At 53.5% G+C, this 14511-nt stretch carries 11 protein-coding genes and 4 tRNA genes; 10 read left to right on the top strand and 5 right to left on the bottom strand.

Going from position 1 to position 14511, the window contains the following annotated elements; genetic code table 11:
- From wzxE to OGX97_RS03460, 9 genes are all read left to right on the top strand, one after another.
- Positions 1–1251, top strand: coding sequence for a lipid III flippase WzxE (gene wzxE, locus OGX97_RS03500; RefSeq protein WP_235126014.1), 1251 nt, complete (start codon positions 1–3; stop codon positions 1249–1251).
- Positions 1248–2327 carry a TDP-N-acetylfucosamine:lipid II N-acetylfucosaminyltransferase gene (locus OGX97_RS03495; RefSeq protein ID WP_057067468.1) on the top strand — a complete coding sequence of 360 codons (1080 nt, stop codon included), beginning with the start codon at positions 1248–1250 and terminating at the stop codon, positions 2325–2327. The genes wzxE and OGX97_RS03495 overlap by 4 nt, the downstream gene beginning before the upstream one ends.
- A complete protein-coding gene (wzyE, locus tag OGX97_RS03490; protein ID WP_128612346.1) occupies positions 2324–3679 on the top strand; it encodes an ECA oligosaccharide polymerase in 1356 nt (451 codons plus the stop codon). The genes OGX97_RS03495 and wzyE overlap by 4 nt, the downstream gene beginning before the upstream one ends.
- A complete protein-coding gene (wecG, locus tag OGX97_RS03485) occupies positions 3679–4419 on the top strand; it encodes a lipopolysaccharide N-acetylmannosaminouronosyltransferase (protein WP_003017964.1) in 741 nt (246 codons plus the stop codon). Before wzyE ends, wecG begins: the two co-directional genes overlap by 1 nt.
- A gap of 278 nt (positions 4420–4697) precedes the next feature.
- Positions 4698–6083, top strand: a complete 1386-nt coding sequence (thrP, locus tag OGX97_RS03480) for a bifunctional threonine/serine APC transporter ThrP (protein ID WP_003828980.1) — start codon at positions 4698–4700, stop codon at positions 6081–6083.
- A 102-nt stretch (positions 6084–6185) separates the two neighbouring features.
- Positions 6186–6262: transfer RNA gene (locus OGX97_RS03475), tRNA-Arg, on the top strand.
- A gap of 56 nt (positions 6263–6318) precedes the next feature.
- Positions 6319–6394 (top strand) — tRNA-His (locus OGX97_RS03470).
- Positions 6395–6414: 20 nt separating this feature from the next.
- A tRNA-Leu gene (locus OGX97_RS03465) sits at positions 6415–6500 on the top strand.
- 41 nt (positions 6501–6541) lie between these two features.
- Positions 6542–6618: transfer RNA gene (locus tag OGX97_RS03460), tRNA-Pro, on the top strand.
- A 407-nt stretch (positions 6619–7025) separates the two neighbouring features.
- On the opposite strand, the gene hemY is transcribed toward OGX97_RS03460, so the two are convergent.
- Genes hemY through hemC form a run of 4 tightly spaced genes read right to left on the bottom strand, consistent with a single transcriptional unit; the run spans position 7026 to position 11103 of the window.
- The gene (gene hemY / locus OGX97_RS03455; protein WP_048215221.1) at positions 7026–8225 is read right to left on the bottom strand and encodes a protoheme IX biogenesis protein HemY; all 1200 of its coding nucleotides are present in this window, start codon (positions 8223–8225) and stop codon (positions 7026–7028) included.
- 2 nt (positions 8226–8227) lie between these two features.
- Positions 8228–9403, bottom strand: coding sequence for a uroporphyrinogen-III C-methyltransferase (gene hemX, locus OGX97_RS03450; protein WP_235126012.1), 1176 nt, complete (start codon positions 9401–9403; stop codon positions 8228–8230).
- A gap of 21 nt (positions 9404–9424) precedes the next feature.
- Positions 9425–10165 carry a uroporphyrinogen-III synthase gene (gene hemD, locus OGX97_RS03445; RefSeq protein WP_235126010.1) on the bottom strand — a complete coding sequence of 247 codons (741 nt, stop codon included), beginning with the start codon at positions 10163–10165 and terminating at the stop codon, positions 9425–9427.
- Entirely contained in the window at positions 10162–11103 is a 942-nt protein-coding gene (gene hemC / locus OGX97_RS03440; protein ID WP_003828972.1) for a hydroxymethylbilane synthase, read from the bottom strand. Before hemC ends, hemD begins: the two co-directional genes overlap by 4 nt.
- A 394-nt stretch (positions 11104–11497) precedes the next feature.
- Between hemC and cyaA the strand changes: the two genes are divergently transcribed.
- Entirely contained in the window at positions 11498–14044 is a 2547-nt protein-coding gene (gene cyaA / locus OGX97_RS03435) for a class I adenylate cyclase (RefSeq protein WP_032934207.1), read from the top strand.
- Between the two features lie 75 nt (positions 14045–14119).
- Here cyaA and cyaY read toward each other — a convergent pair whose 3' ends face one another.
- Positions 14120–14440, bottom strand: a complete 321-nt coding sequence (cyaY, locus tag OGX97_RS03430; RefSeq protein WP_003828967.1) for an iron donor protein CyaY — start codon at positions 14438–14440, stop codon at positions 14120–14122.
- Between the last annotated feature and the right edge of the window lie 71 nt (positions 14441–14511).

Raw genomic sequence — 14511 nt, 5'->3', positions numbered from 1 at the left:
ATGTCGCTTGCTAAAGCGTCCTTATGGACGGCAGCCAGTACGCTGGTAAAAATTGGTGCAGGTTTGCTGGTCGTGAAGCTGCTGGCGGTGTCGTTTGGCCCGGCAGGCGTGGGGCAGGCGGGTAACTTCCGCCAGATGGTCACCGTGCTTGGTGTCCTGGCGGGGGCTGGCATTTTCAACGGCGTCACGAAATATGTTGCGCAGCACCATGACGATCCGACCTGGCTCCGTAAGGTAGTCGGTACATCTTCCGCGATGGTGCTGGGATTCTCTACGCTGATGGCGGTGATTTTTCTGCTGGCGGCCGCGCCAATCAGTCAGGGATTGTTTGGCCATACTCATTATCAGGGGCTGGTAAGACTGGTTGCGCTGGTGCAGATGGGTATTGCCTGGGCGAACCTGCTGCTGGCGTTGATGAAGGGCTTTCGCGATGCGGCGGGTAACGCGCTGTCGCTGATTGTGGGTAGCCTGGTGGGTGTGGTGGCCTATTATGGCTGTTATCGCCTGGGAGGGTATGAAGGCGCTTTGCTGGGACTGGCGTTAGTGCCCGCGTTGGTCGTTATCCCCGCCGCTATTATGCTGATTAAGCGTGGGGCAATTCCCCTGCATTACCTGAAACCCTCGTGGGATAACGGTCTGGCTGGACAGCTAAGCAAGTTTACCCTGATGGCGCTGATTACCTCCGTAACGCTGCCTGTGGCATACGTGATGATGCGAAACCTGCTGGCGGCGCAGTACAGTTGGGATGATGTGGGGATTTGGCAGGGAGTAAGCAGTATCTCTGATGCTTATCTGCAATTCATTACCGCCTCATTCAGCGTTTACTTGCTTCCGACGTTGTCTCGACTGACCGAAAAGCGCGACATTAAGCGCGAGGTGGTTAAGTCGCTGAAGTTCGTGTTACCGGCGGTTGCCGCAGCGAGCTTTACTGTTTGGTTGCTGCGTGATTTTGCGATCTGGCTGCTTTTCTCCGCAAAATTCACCGCCATGCGCGATCTGTTTGCCTGGCAACTGGTCGGCGATGTACTGAAAGTTGGGGCGTATGTCTTTGGGTATCTGGTGATCGCGAAAGCATCGCTGCGGTTTTATATTTTGGCTGAAATTAGCCAGTTCATGTTATTGACGGTGTTTGCTCACTGGCTGATCCCTGCACACGGTGCGCTGGGAGCGGCACAGGCTTATATGGCAACGTACATCGTCTATTTTTCTCTTTGTTGTGGCGTGTTTTTACTCTGGCGTAGGCGGGCATGACTGTACTGATTCACGTTCTGGGATCGGATATCCCTCATCATAACCAAACCGTGTTGCGGTTTTTCAACGACTCGCTGGCCGCGACGAGCGAGCATGCGCGCACGTTTATGGTTGCCGGTCAGGATGCGGGACTCAGTGAGAGCTGCCCGGCGTTATCGCTAAGCTTCTACAGCGGGAAAAAGGCGCTTGCTGACGCTGTGATCGCGAAAGCAAAAGCGGATCGCCAACAGCGTTTCTTCTTCCACGGTCAGTTCAACACCAGCCTGTGGCTGGCGCTGCTGAGTGGCGGGATTAAACCGGCGCAGTTTTACTGGCATATCTGGGGCGCTGATTTATACGAAGTCTCCAGTGGACTGAAATTCCGCCTGTTTTACCCGATTCGCCGCATGGCGCAGAATCGTGTGGGCTGCGTGTTTGCCACACGGGGCGATTTACGTTATTTCGCCGAGCAACATCCCCGTGTGCGGGGTGAGTTGCTCTATTTCCCAACGCGAATGGATCCTTCACTCAATAACATGAGCAATGATTGCCAGCGCAGCGGCAAGATGACGGTGCTGGTTGGCAACTCTGGCGATCGCAGCAATGAGCATGTTGCCGCGCTTCGCGCCGTCCATCAGCAGTTTGGCGACACGGTGAATGTGATTGTGCCGATGGGTTATCCCGCCAATAATGCGGCCTATATCGACGAGGTTCGCCAGGCTGGCCTGGCGTTATTTAGCGCTGATAATCTGCAAATTTTGAGTGAAAAGCTGGAATTTGACGCTTATCTCGCGTTATTGCGTCAATGCGATTTGGGTTACTTTATTTTTGCCCGTCAACAGGGAATCGGTACACTGTGTTTACTGATCCAGGCGGGTATCCCATGCGTGCTCAACCGTGAAAATCCCTTCTGGCAGGATATGGTGGAACAAAATCTTCCGGTGTTATTTACCACTGATGATCTCAATGAAGGCGTCGTACGTGAAGCGCAGCGCCAGTTGGCATCGGTAGATAAAAATACTATTACCTTCTTTAGCCCGAATTATCTGCAGCCGTGGCACAACGCGCTTCGCATTGCTTCAGGAGAAACCGTATGAGCCTGATGCAATTCAGCGGTCTTCTGGTGGTCTGGCTGCTCTCCACCTTGTTTATCGCCACGCTGACCTGGTTTGAGTTCCGCCGCGTGCGTTTTAACTTCAATGTTTTCTTCTCATTGTTGTTCTTGCTGACGTTCTTCTTCGGATTCCCGTTAACCAGCATCCTGGTATTCCGCTTTGATGTGGCAGTGGCTCCGCCGGAGATCCTACTGCAGGCCTTGCTGTCAGCCGCCTGTTTCTATGCCGTCTACTACGTGACGTATAAAACGCGCTTACGCAAACGAGTAGATGATAAGCCGCGCAGGCCGCTGTTTACCATCAATCGCGTTGAAGCCCATTTGACCTGGGTTATCCTGATGGCGATTGCGCTGGTGAGCGTGGGCATCTTCTTTATGCACAACGGATTCCTGCTGTTCAGACTGCAATCCTATAGCCAGATTTTTTCCAGTGAAGTCTCTGGCGTCGCTCTGAAGCGTTTCTTCTACTTCTTCATTCCGGCAATGCTGGTGGTTTATTTCCTGCGTCAGGACAGCAAAGCGTGGGTGTTCTTCCTCGTGAGTACCGTCGCATTTGGTTTGCTGACCTATATGATTGTGGGTGGGACGCGCGCCAATATCATTATCGCGTTTGCCATCTTCTTATTTATCGGCATTATTCGCGGCTGGATTTCGCTGTGGATGTTGGCCGCTGCAGGCGTGTTGGGCATTGTCGGGATGTTCTGGCTGGCGTTGAAGCGCTACGGAATGAGCGTTAGCGGCGATGAGGCGTTCTATACGTTCCTGTACCTTACGCGCGACACCTTCTCACCGTGGGAGAACCTGGCGCTATTGCTGCAGAATTACCACAATATTGAGTTCCAGGGGCTGGCGCCGATCGTCCGTGACTTCTACGTCTTTATTCCCTCCTGGCTGTGGCCTGGGCGGCCGAGTATTGTACTCAACTCAGCGAACTACTTTACCTGGGAAGTGTTGAACAACCACTCAGGACTGGCGATTTCGCCGACGTTAATTGGTTCACTGGTGGTGATGGGCGGGGCGCTGTTTATACCATTAGGCGCGATTGTTGTTGGGCTCATCATCAAGTGGTTCGACTGGCTGTATGAGCTTGGCAATCGCGAAACCAATCGCTATAAGGCGGCGATTTTGCACAGTTTCTGTTTTGGCGCCATTTTCAATATGATCGTTTTGGCACGTGAAGGGCTGGATTCGTTTGTCTCACGAGTGGTCTTTTTCCTCGTGATTTTCGGCGTTTGCCTACTGGTGGCAAAATTGTTGTTCTGGCTGTTTGATAGCGCGGGACTCATTCATAAACGAATCAAATCGCTGCCCCAGGCACAGATTGAAGGATCGTAATGACAGATAACACAACTGCGCCGCTGTATTCGCTGCGCGGATTACAACTGATTGGCTGGCGCGATATGCAACATGCGCTGAATTACCTGTTTGCCGAAGGACACCTCAGGTCAGGAACGCTGGTGGCTATTAACGCTGAGAAGATGCTGACAGCAGAAGATAATCCTGAAGTGAGGGAGCTGATCAATGCCGCGGAGTTCAAGTATGCGGATGGGATTAGCGTGGTGCGTTCGGTGCGCAAAAAATTCCCACAGGCGCAGGTTTCACGCGTGGCCGGAGCTGACCTTTGGGAAGCACTGATGGCGCGAGCTGGGCAAAACGGAACGCCTGTTTTCCTGGTTGGTGGCAAGCCTGAAGTTCTGGCACAAACAGAAGCAAAACTACGTGCGCAGTGGCGCGTGAACATTGTGGGTAGTCAGGACGGTTATTTTACCCCAGAGCAGCGTCAGGCGTTGTTTGAGCGTATTCACGCCAGCGGTGCGCAAATTGTGACGGTGGCGATGGGCTCGCCAAAACAAGAGATCTTTATGCGTGATTGCCGCAAGACTCACCCTGACGCGCTGTATATGGGCGTAGGGGGCACCTACGACGTCTTTACCGGTCACGTTAAGCGTGCGCCTAAAATCTGGCAAAATCTGGGGCTGGAGTGGCTGTATCGCTTATTGTCGCAGCCGAGCCGTATTACTCGGCAACTTCGCTTATTACGCTATCTCCGCTGGCACTATACCGGCAATCTCTGACGCCCTCTCTCCTCTGATAAGTAGCGTGATCTGCTAATTACGCTACTTATTCACAACATAATCGCTGCTTTCTCGCACAATCTATTCATTTTTTGAATGCTTTAATTGCCATTTAAGCGATTTTAGGAAACCATTCGCAACAATCATTGCAGTGCCGTGGTGTTTTTGGCGCCAACCGTAAAGCGGTCGGTGCCGCATGGCCTGTTATGGCATAACAAGATGTACCCATAACGAGAACCGGTAATACCGGACAGCATGCAAACACATCAAGAGGATTTATGGCTGAGAACAAACCTGAGCTACAGCGTGGGCTGGAGGCTCGTCACATCGAATTAATTGCCCTTGGGGGCACTATTGGCGTTGGGCTATTTATGGGGGCCGCCAGTACCCTTAAATGGGCGGGACCTTCGGTTCTGCTGGCGTATATCGTCGCCGGGCTGTTCGTGTTTTTCATTATGCGTTCTATGGGGGAGATGTTATTCCTCGAGCCGGTTGCAGGTTCATTCGCTGTTTACGCTCACCGTTATATGAGCCCCTTCTTTGGCTATCTCACCGCCTGGTCATACTGGTTTATGTGGATGGCGGTGGGGATCTCAGAGATTACCGCCATCGGGGTGTATGTGCAGTTCTGGTTTCCGGAAATGGCGCAATGGATACCCGCACTGATCGCGGTCGGACTGGTTGCGTTGGCAAACCTCGCTGCGGTTCGCCTGTATGGTGAAATTGAGTTCTGGTTTGCCATGATCAAAGTGACCACCATCATTGTGATGATTGTCATTGGGGTTGGGGTGATTTTCTTCGGCTTCGGCAATGGCGGCCAGGCGATTGGTTTTGGCAACCTGACCGAGCACGGTGGCTTCTTTGCTGGGGGCTGGAAGGGCTTCCTGACGGCATTGTGTATTGTTGTGGCGTCTTACCAGGGCGTGGAGCTGATCGGCATCACTGCAGGGGAAGCGAAGAATCCACAGGTCACGCTGCGTAGCGCGGTGGGTAAGGTGCTGTGGCGCATTCTGATTTTCTACGTTGGTGCGATTTTTGTCATCGTCACTATTTTCCCGTGGAATGAGATTGGCAGCAACGGTAGCCCGTTTGTTCTCACCTTTGCCAAGATTGGTATTACTGCTGCGGCAGGGATTATTAACTTTGTGGTGCTGACGGCGGCGCTGTCTGGCTGTAACAGCGGCATGTACAGCTGTGGGCGTATGCTCTACGCGCTGGCAAAGAATCGCCAGCTTCCTGCCGTTGTTGGAAAAGTATCACGCCATGGCGTGCCGGTTGCCGGAGTGGCTATTTCTATCGCGATCCTGCTGATTGGCTCATGCCTGAACTACATCATTCCTAACCCGCAGCGCGTGTTTGTTTATGTCTATAGTGCCAGCGTGTTGCCGGGGATGGTGCCGTGGTTTGTGATCCTGATAAGCCAGCTGCGTTTCCGTCAGGCGCATAAAGCGGCGATTGCCAGTCATCCATTCCGCTCCATTCTGTTCCCGTGGGCGAATTATTTGACGATGGCGTTCCTGATTTGCGTATTAATTGGCATGTACTTTAATGAAGATACCCGAATGTCGCTTTTTGTTGGCATGGGTTTCTTACTGGCCGTGACGCTCATTTATAAGGTTTTTGGTCTGAATCGTCATGGCACAGCCCATAAATTGCGGGAATAAGCGACAAAACGCACAAACCATGACCAAACGATAATTTATTTTAAAAAAGCACTAGACAGAAGACCGAGACCTCCGTAATATCCAGCCCCGCAACGGCGCTAAGCGCCCGTAGCTCAGCTGGATAGAGCGCTGCCCTCCGGAGGCAGAGGTCTCAGGTTCGAATCCTGTCGGGCGCACCATTAAGTAGGGTGCCAGAGCTGCGGTGGTTTTAATACCGCGTAAAAGATTTGCAGTGGTGGCTATAGCTCAGTTGGTAGAGCCCTGGATTGTGATTCCAGTTGTCGTGGGTTCGAATCCCATTAGCCACCCCATTAATTTAAAGTTGTGAAATGCGAAGGTGGCGGAATTGGTAGACGCGCTAGCTTCAGGTGTTAGTGTCCTTAGGATGTGGGGGTTCGAGTCCCCCCCCTCGCACCACGACTTAAAGAATTGAACTAAAAATTCAAAAAGCAGTAAAACGGCGAGTAGCGCAGCTTGGTAGCGCAACTGGTTTGGGACCAGTGGGTCGGAGGTTCGAATCCTCTCTCGCCGACCAATTTTGAACCCCGCTTCGGCGGGGTTTTTTGTTTTCTGATTTCCCTTCTTAGCTTGCGCATCTGCGAATTTCCTGAAGTCTTAAAAAGTCCGAATACTTGGTTTTTGCAGTGCAATCGTGGCATGCGTTGTGCAATAATATGCGGGTAGATGCTCATTCCATCTCTTATGTTCGCCATCTGGCCTCATAAACTCAGGAATGATGCAGAGCCGTTTACGGTGCTTATCGTCCACAGACAGATGTCGCTCAGGCCTCATCAAACACCATGGACATAACGTTGAGTGAAGCACCCATTTATGTTGTCATACAGACCTGTTTAACGCCTGCTCCTTACCGAGCGGGCGTTTTTTTATGCGATTGAAAAATATGTAGGCCCGGTAAGCGAGGCGCCACCGGGCAAGAGGGAATTACTGCGGGGGATTGTTGTTCTGCAGCGTCAACATCAGGCCATCACGGCGCATGGTGGCGGCTTCTTCCGGCTGGTGCAGTCTGTCCAGCGCGTCAGCAAGCCAGGCGTAGTCATAGGCATCCGGGCGCTGTTTAAGAGCGGCACGGAAGGCGAGCGTAGCTTCCTGCCATTCCCCATGCTTCATTAACGACTGACCCAGCGTACTCCACAGCAACGGGCGATCGCCCACGGCTTTAATCTGCTGGCGCAGCACTTTTTCTATCTGTTCCGGATTATTGGTTTTCAGACGCGGGATCGGCAGCACCAGGCGGTCATCGTACTGACGTTTCAAACCATCAATGATGACCTGCTGCGCCGTATCGTGATCGTCACACTCAATCAGATGTTCAGCCATCGCCACCTGCAGGGCAACCTGATGACGGGTTTTACGGCTCTGGTTTTTCCACCATGCACGCAGCCCCTCGCTGCCCTGATCGGCGCGGACTTGATCCATCAAGCCAACCCATGCCTGTTGTTCCAGCATGGCGCGGTGCTCGTCATCACCCACATGCGCTTTTGCCATGGATGGGATGATATCCAGCAAGGAACTCCATGCGCCGGTGCGTATGTAGGCCTGCTCAGCCAGACGCAGCACTTCCGGATGGCGCGGCGTCACTTCCAGCAGTTTGTCTACGCTGTGGCGTGCGGCGTGATTTTCATTACGCGCCAGTTGCAGGCGAACGCGAGCGATTTCTACCGGGATCGTATCATTTCCGGCCAGTTCGGCAGCACGCTCAAGGTGTTGGTTGGCGCGCGCTTCGTCACCGCGCTGCTGAGCCGCTTCTGCCGCCAGCAGGTAATTCACTACCGGCTGTTCTGCATGATCGGCATTTTTCGACATCAGCTTTTCAACCTGCTGATAATCGCCTTCTGCCAGCTTGAGCAGCGCCTGCTCGGTTTGCTTACGGGCGCGACGACGCTTCCGACCGACAAACCATCCGCGGGTATGCGCGCCTGTGCGGAAAATTCGGCGCAGTAGCCATTCAATCGCGAACAGGACGACCATGGCGACGATCAGGATGATCACCAGGCCCGTCACGCTGGTTTCGATATTGTAATTATCCGTCTGGATCAGCACGTAGCCCTGATGACCGGCAATCATCGGACCGACAACGATCCCGGCGATCAACAGCACAAAGAGCAACAATACTTTTAGCATCATTATTCTCCTTGCGGCGCGGTTGCCGGAGCGTCTGTCGAAGGCGCTGGCGCTGCTGCTACCGGTGCTGTGGCAGGCTGCGCCAGTAAATTACGTACGCGGGTCTGCATTAACTTGTCGAGAATAGCCTGGCTCTGCAGCGTTTCCGGAACATCCATACTGATGCTTTGCTGGCTCAGTTGGTCTACTTCTTCAAGGAACGCTTTGGTCGCTGCATCGTCGGTGTCGTAGTAAGCACGCACCCATGTGGAGACATTTTCCAGCGCCTGGCGATATGTTTCTTCCTGATGACGCGGCACGGCCTGTGCGGCCACTAACAGACGAGAACGGATGTTCTCACGTAAGTAAACGTCCTGGTTCGGTGCCAGCAGCGGGACGGCGGTTTCATCACGACGACGAATAGTGATGAAGCTGTCCATAAAGTTCTGCCAGCTTTTTTGCAGATTGACGCGCCATTCGCTAATCGAGCTGGAAAGCTCGCTGCTGTCGGAGTCCATTGGAGAATCGTCGGTGTCGTTGTCGGCCAGACGCAGATTATCAATCTGATTAGAGAGCTGATTCACTTTCAGGATAATGCCGTCATAGTCGACCTGAGCCACCGCGGAGAGGCTCGCGATGTCGTCAGTAATCGCACGTCGCGCGGTAATTAAGCTCGGGTCGTTCATATCCGCCAGACTGGCGTCGGCGCTTTTCAACAGCGCAGCGGCGGTGGTGACGTCCTGATCGCTCCATAATTTACGACCGGCCAGTTTCACCAGAAAATCAGCCTGCGCCAGCAGCCATGTGCCAGCATCGCTGCCGGAGATGGTGGCTACTTTTTGCTGGACTTCATCAAGCTGTTTGACCAGCGCGGCCTGCTGACGTGAGGCTTCATCCAGCTGCGTTGCCTGATGTTTAATAATGCCTTCCAGCTCAGCTTTTTGGCTTTCCTGCGCTTTTTGCAGCGCCGTCAGTTGGTTCGCCAGCGCATCGCTGGTTGCCGTTTGTGTTGTTGCCTGTTGTTTCCCCCAGCCGTACAGCCCAACGCCTGCAGCCAGCGCAATAGCAATCGCCACAGCGCTCAGAATCAGCGCCGTGCTGTTCTTACTCTTTTTTTCAGTATTGACTGGCTGTGACGTGGTTTCCACGGCCTCCCTGGTCTCTTCAACCACGGCGGAGGATTTTTCTTGTTCCGTCATTATGGCATCCCATTATGAGAGTTATTGTAATGCGCGTAGTAGCGCATCGTTGTCGGCGTTATCAGCGACCTTAATATCTTGCCAGCCCAGTTCCCGGGCGAGGTGCGCCAGACGCTCACTGACGACCAACAGCCGACAGCGTAGTAACCAGTGCTCACGATACCACTGCGGAATGAGCGACCAGAGCTGTTGTAGCATCTCTCCGCTGGTGACAACCACCGTGGTTACGCCACGGGATTGCCAGCGCATCGCTTCTTCCGCACCATCGTAATGTTTTGCACTGCGTTGATAACATTCACAAAAATCGACATCGGCTCCGCGTGCCGTCAGGGTTTCACCTATCAGCTCCCGGCCACCGTTGCCGCGTAATATAAGCGCGCGTTTTCCCGCAATATTTTGTAATTCAGGTAATTGTAGCAAGACTTCGCTAATTTCCCGATCCAGAGGGTAGTGAATATTGAAGCCGCTAACAGTATGCAGCGCCAGCGCCGTTGTACGGCCAATGGCAAAATAACGTGGAAGGGATGGCCAGTTTTTCTCTTGCTGGCGGAGTTCGGCATCTGCAAAGGTAACGGCGTGCTGCGAGAGGGCGAAGACCAGATCGTTCTCCGTCAGCGCCGACAGTCGGGAAGCAACCGTTGCCAGTTCCCGACCAGGTGAAAACTCGATGAGCGGAAAACTCCAGGCCACCTGCCCCAGTGTGCGCAGTCGGCTCACTAACTCTTCCCCTGCGGGAGACGGGCGGGTGACCAGAATACTCATGCGGGGGCTTCTCCGTTATAAACTTCCGCCAGAATGGCGCGCGCACCGTTCTCCAGCAGTTCTTCTGCCAGAGAGATACCCATCTGTTCGGCATCCTGTGTGGCGCCGCGACGTTCTCCGCATACCATCTGTGAACCGTCAGGCGCGCCGACCAACGCACGTAGCCAAATCTCACCGTCGATGATTTCGGCATAGCTACCAATAGGTACCTGACATCCCCCTTCCAGGCGGGTGTTCATGGCGCGTTCTGCTTTGACGCGTAGCGCGGTCTCTTCATGGTTGAGAGGCGCTAACAGTGCCTGAGTGCGCATATCATCCAGTCGACATTCTATGCCTACTGCGCCTTGCCCGACAGCGGGCAGGGAGACTTCCGGCGGCAGAGCGGTGCGGACTCGCGACTCAAGACCTAAACGTTTTAATCCGGCGACCGCCAGAATAATGGCGTCATAATCGCCGTTATCCAGTTTGCTGAGGCGCGTGCCTACGTTGCCGCGCAGCGAACGGATGACGAGATCCGGGCGACGCTTCGCCAACTGGCACTGGCGGCGCAAACTGGATGTCCCGACGATGCTGCCTGCGGGGAGTTCATCCAGCGAGTTGTACTTATTTGAGACGAAAGCATCACGCGGATCCTCTCGCTCACAAATGGTGACCAGTCCAAGACCGTCAGGGAATTCAACCGGCACATCCTTCATGGAATGCACAGCGATATCGGCGCGTTTTTCCAGCAGCGCGACTTCCAGTTCTTTAACAAACAACCCTTTCCCCCCAACCTTCGCCAGCGGGGTATCAAGGATCACATCGCCACGGGTTACCATAGGAACCAGTTCCACGATCAGACCGGGGTGGTTTGCCATTAAGGCGTCTTTGACATAATGTGCCTGCCAGAGCGCAAGGGGGCTTTGGCGTGTGGCAATTCTCAAAACATTGTCTAACATGCTTGTTACCGTCATTATCAATCATTGACCATCCTAACATCCTTATCAAAGGGATGTCAGCGTTACGCTCAAACGTAAGTGAGAGGAAAAGGCGCTGCATCATCACTGGCAGTGAATAATGACGAGAAACCTCCCGACCGTATGAAGGAATTTACACGTAACGAACGGTGCTACACTTGTATGTAGCGCATCTTTCTTTACGGTCAATGAGCAAGGTGTTAAATTGATCACGTTTTAGACCATTTTTTCGGCTGAACAGCATAAAAAAATATGGGCGAAAAACAGGTAACGGTTATTTTTGACATACGGTTTATCCGAATTGATGGCGATTATTGTGAGCGCTTGCGCCGCGGCAATCGACAACATGACGGATAGCAACATCAGGCGATACGTCTTGTACCTCTATATTGAGACTCTGAAACAGAGACTGGATGCCATAAATCAACTGCGTGTGGATCGCGCGCTTGCTGCCATGGGACCTGCCTTCCAGCAGGTATACAGTCTGCTGCCGACATTATTGCACTACCACCATCCGCTGATGCCGGGTTACCTCGATGGTAACGTTCCCAAAGGCATATGCTTTTACACGCCTGATGAAACCCAACGCCACTACCTGAACGAACTGGAACTGTACCGCGGTATGTCGCCGCAGGATCCTCCCAAGGGCGAACTGCCGATCACCGGCGTTTACTCAATGGGCAGCACCTCTTCGGTAGGGCAAAGCTGTTCCTCTGACCTTGATATCTGGGTCTGCCATCAATCCTGGCTGGATAGCGAAGAGCGCCAGCTGCTGCAGCGAAAATGTAGCCTGCTGGAAAGCTGGGCCGCTTCGCTGGGCGTAGAAGTCAGTTTCTTCCTGATTGATGAAAACCGTTTCCGTCACAATGAAAGCGGCAGTCTGGGTGGTGAAGACTGTGGCTCGACGCAGCATATCCTGTTGCTTGATGAATTCTATCGCACCGCTGTGCGCCTCGCGGGTAAACGTATTCTGTGGAATATGGTGCCGGGCGACGAAGAAGAGCATTACGACGATTACGTCATGACGCTCTACGCACAGGGGGTGTTAACGCCAAACGAATGGCTGGATCTCGGCGGACTCAGTTCGCTTTCCGCCGAAGAGTACTTTGGCGCCAGCCTCTGGCAGTTGTACAAGAGTATCGACTCCCCGTACAAAGCGGTGCTGAAAACGCTGCTGCTGGAAGCCTATTCCTGGGAATACCCAAATCCACGCCTGTTGGCGAAAGATATTAAACAGCGCCTGCATGACGGCGAGATCGTCTCTTTTGGTCTCGATCCTTACTGCATGATGCTGGAGCGCGTTACCGAGTACCTCACGGCGATCGAAGATCCGACGCGCCTGGATTTAGTGCGTCGATGTTTCTACTTAAAAGTGTGTGAGAAACTGAGCCGTGAGCGCGCCTGCGTGGGCTGGCGTCGTGAAGTATTAAGTCAGTTAGTGAAAGAGTGGGGCTGGGATGACGCCCGTCTGACCATGCTGGATAACCGCGCTAACTGGAAGATTGACCAGGTACGCGAAGCACATAACGAACTGCTCGATGCGATGATGCAGAGCTATCGTAATCTGATCCGCTTTGCGCGGCGCAATAACCTCAGCGTCAGCGCCAGCCCGCAGGATATCGGCGTGCTGACCCGTAAGCTGTATGCCGCGTTTGAAGCGTTGCCGGGTAAAGTCACGCTGGTGAACCCACAGATATCTCCGGATCTCTCGGAACCGAATCTGACCTTTATCCATGTACCGCCGGGTCGTGCCAACCGTTCAGGTTGGTATCTCTACAACCGCGCGCCGAACATGGACTCGATCATCAGCCATCAGCCGCTGGAATATAACCGCTATCTCAACAAGCTGGTGGCGTGGGCCTGGTTCAACGGCCTGCTGACCTCGCGTACGCATTTGTTTATTAAGGGCAACGGCATTGTTGATTTGCCGAAGCTGCAGGAAATGGTCGCCGACGTGTCGCACCACTTCCCGCTGCGGCTGCCTGCACCAACGCCGAAAGCGCTCTATAGCCCATGCGAAATTCGCCATCTGGCGATTATCGTTAACCTCGAATATGACCCAACGGCAGCGTTTCGCAATCAGGTGGTACATTTTGATTTCCGTAAGCTGGACGTCTTCAGCTTTGGCGAAGAGCAAAATTGCCTGGTGGGTAGCGTCGACCTGCTGTACCGCAACTCGTGGAATGAAGTGCGTACGCTGCACTTCAACGGCGAGCAGGCGATGATTGAAGCGTTAAAAACGATTCTGGGCAAAATGCACCAGGATGCCGCGCCGCCAGATAGCGTCGAGGTGTTCTGCTATAGCCAGCATCTGCGCGGTTTAATTCGCACCCGCGTCCAGCAACTGGTGTCTGAGTGCATCGAATTACGTCTCTCCAGCACCCGTCAGGAAACCGGACGTTTCAAAGCGCTGCGCGTTTCCGGCCAGACGTGGGGATTGTTCTTCGAGCGCCTGAACGTTTCGGTACAGAAGCTGGAAAACGCAATTGAATTCTATGGCGCGATTTCACATAACAAACTGCACGGGCTTTCCGTCCAGGTTGAGACCAACCATGTGAAACTTCCGTCGGTGGTCGACGGTTTTGCCAGCGAAGGGATTATTCAGTTCTTTTTCGAAGAAACGGGTGATGAGCAGGGCTTTAATATCTACATTCTGGACGAAAGCAATCGGGCTGAGGTGTATCACCACTGCGAAGGTAGTAAAGAGGAGTTGGTACGCGACGTCAGCCGTTTCTACTCATCGTCGCACGATCGTTTTACCTACGGCTCCAGCTTCATCAACTTTAACCTGCCGCAGTTCTATCAGATTGTGAAAACCGACGGGCGCGCGCAGGTGATTCCGTTCCGCACCCAGCCGATTAGCGCCGTTCCGCCAGCCAGTCAGGACAACGACACGCCGCTGTTACAGCAGTATTTCTCGTGAGTTAACTTGCCCGGTGGCGCGACGCTTACCGGGCTAAAGTAGGCCGGATAAGCAAAGCGCATCCGGCACTAAAGCTTAGCGGAAGCTCACCTCTTCACCCGCCTGCTGCGTTGCCGCTTGTTCCAACAGATCCCAGAACGTTTCGCCGCTTCGGTCGCAGATCCATTCGTCGCCTTTCAGGTCAAAGTGGTAGCCGCCCTGTTTGGTCGCCAGCCACACCTGGTGGAGCGGCTCCTGACGGTTAATGATAATTTTGCTGCCGTTTTCGAAGCTGATGGTCAGCACGCCGCCGTTGATCTCACAATCGATATCGCTGTCGCCATCCCAGTCATCCAGACGTTCTTCAATGGTCATCCAAAGGGTGTCAGCAAGGCGATGAAATTCACTGTCGTTCATTTTCTTATCCTATTTTTCGTGATGCCCGCAGTATAACGTGGAATAAATCGCGATGCAGTTTTTAGCCAAAC

The organism is Citrobacter sp. Cpo061 (assembly GCF_030332845.1).
In the GTDB taxonomy this organism is placed as follows: Bacteria; Pseudomonadota; Gammaproteobacteria; order Enterobacterales; family Enterobacteriaceae; genus Citrobacter; species Citrobacter portucalensis.
Note: the sequence above shows the minus strand (reverse complement) of the source record. Positions and strands in the feature narration are given on the sequence as shown.

What these genes read in the sequence shown, in the direction of transcription:
- wzxE (WP_235126014.1), top strand. Translation starts at nt 1, where the DNA reads ATGTCGCTTGCTAAAGCGTCCTTATGGACGGCAGCCAGTACGCTGGTA.
- OGX97_RS03495 (WP_057067468.1), top strand. Translation starts at nt 1,248, where the DNA reads ATGACTGTACTGATTCACGTTCTGGGATCGGATATCCCTCATCATAAC.
- wzyE (WP_128612346.1), top strand. Translation starts at nt 2,324, where the DNA reads ATGAGCCTGATGCAATTCAGCGGTCTTCTGGTGGTCTGGCTGCTCTCC.
- wecG (WP_003017964.1), top strand. Translation starts at nt 3,679, where the DNA reads ATGACAGATAACACAACTGCGCCGCTGTATTCGCTGCGCGGATTACAA.
- thrP (WP_003828980.1), top strand. Translation starts at nt 4,698, where the DNA reads ATGGCTGAGAACAAACCTGAGCTACAGCGTGGGCTGGAGGCTCGTCAC.
- hemY (WP_048215221.1), bottom strand. Translation starts at nt 8,225, where the DNA reads ATGCTAAAAGTATTGTTGCTCTTTGTGCTGTTGATCGCCGGGATCGTT.
- hemX (WP_235126012.1), bottom strand. Translation starts at nt 9,403, where the DNA reads ATGACGGAACAAGAAAAATCCTCCGCCGTGGTTGAAGAGACCAGGGAG.
- hemD (WP_235126010.1), bottom strand. Translation starts at nt 10,165, where the DNA reads ATGAGTATTCTGGTCACCCGCCCGTCTCCCGCAGGGGAAGAGTTAGTG.
- hemC (WP_003828972.1), bottom strand. Translation starts at nt 11,103, where the DNA reads ATGTTAGACAATGTTTTGAGAATTGCCACACGCCAAAGCCCCCTTGCG.
- cyaY (WP_003828967.1), bottom strand. Translation starts at nt 14,440, where the DNA reads ATGAACGACAGTGAATTTCATCGCCTTGCTGACACCCTTTGGATGACC.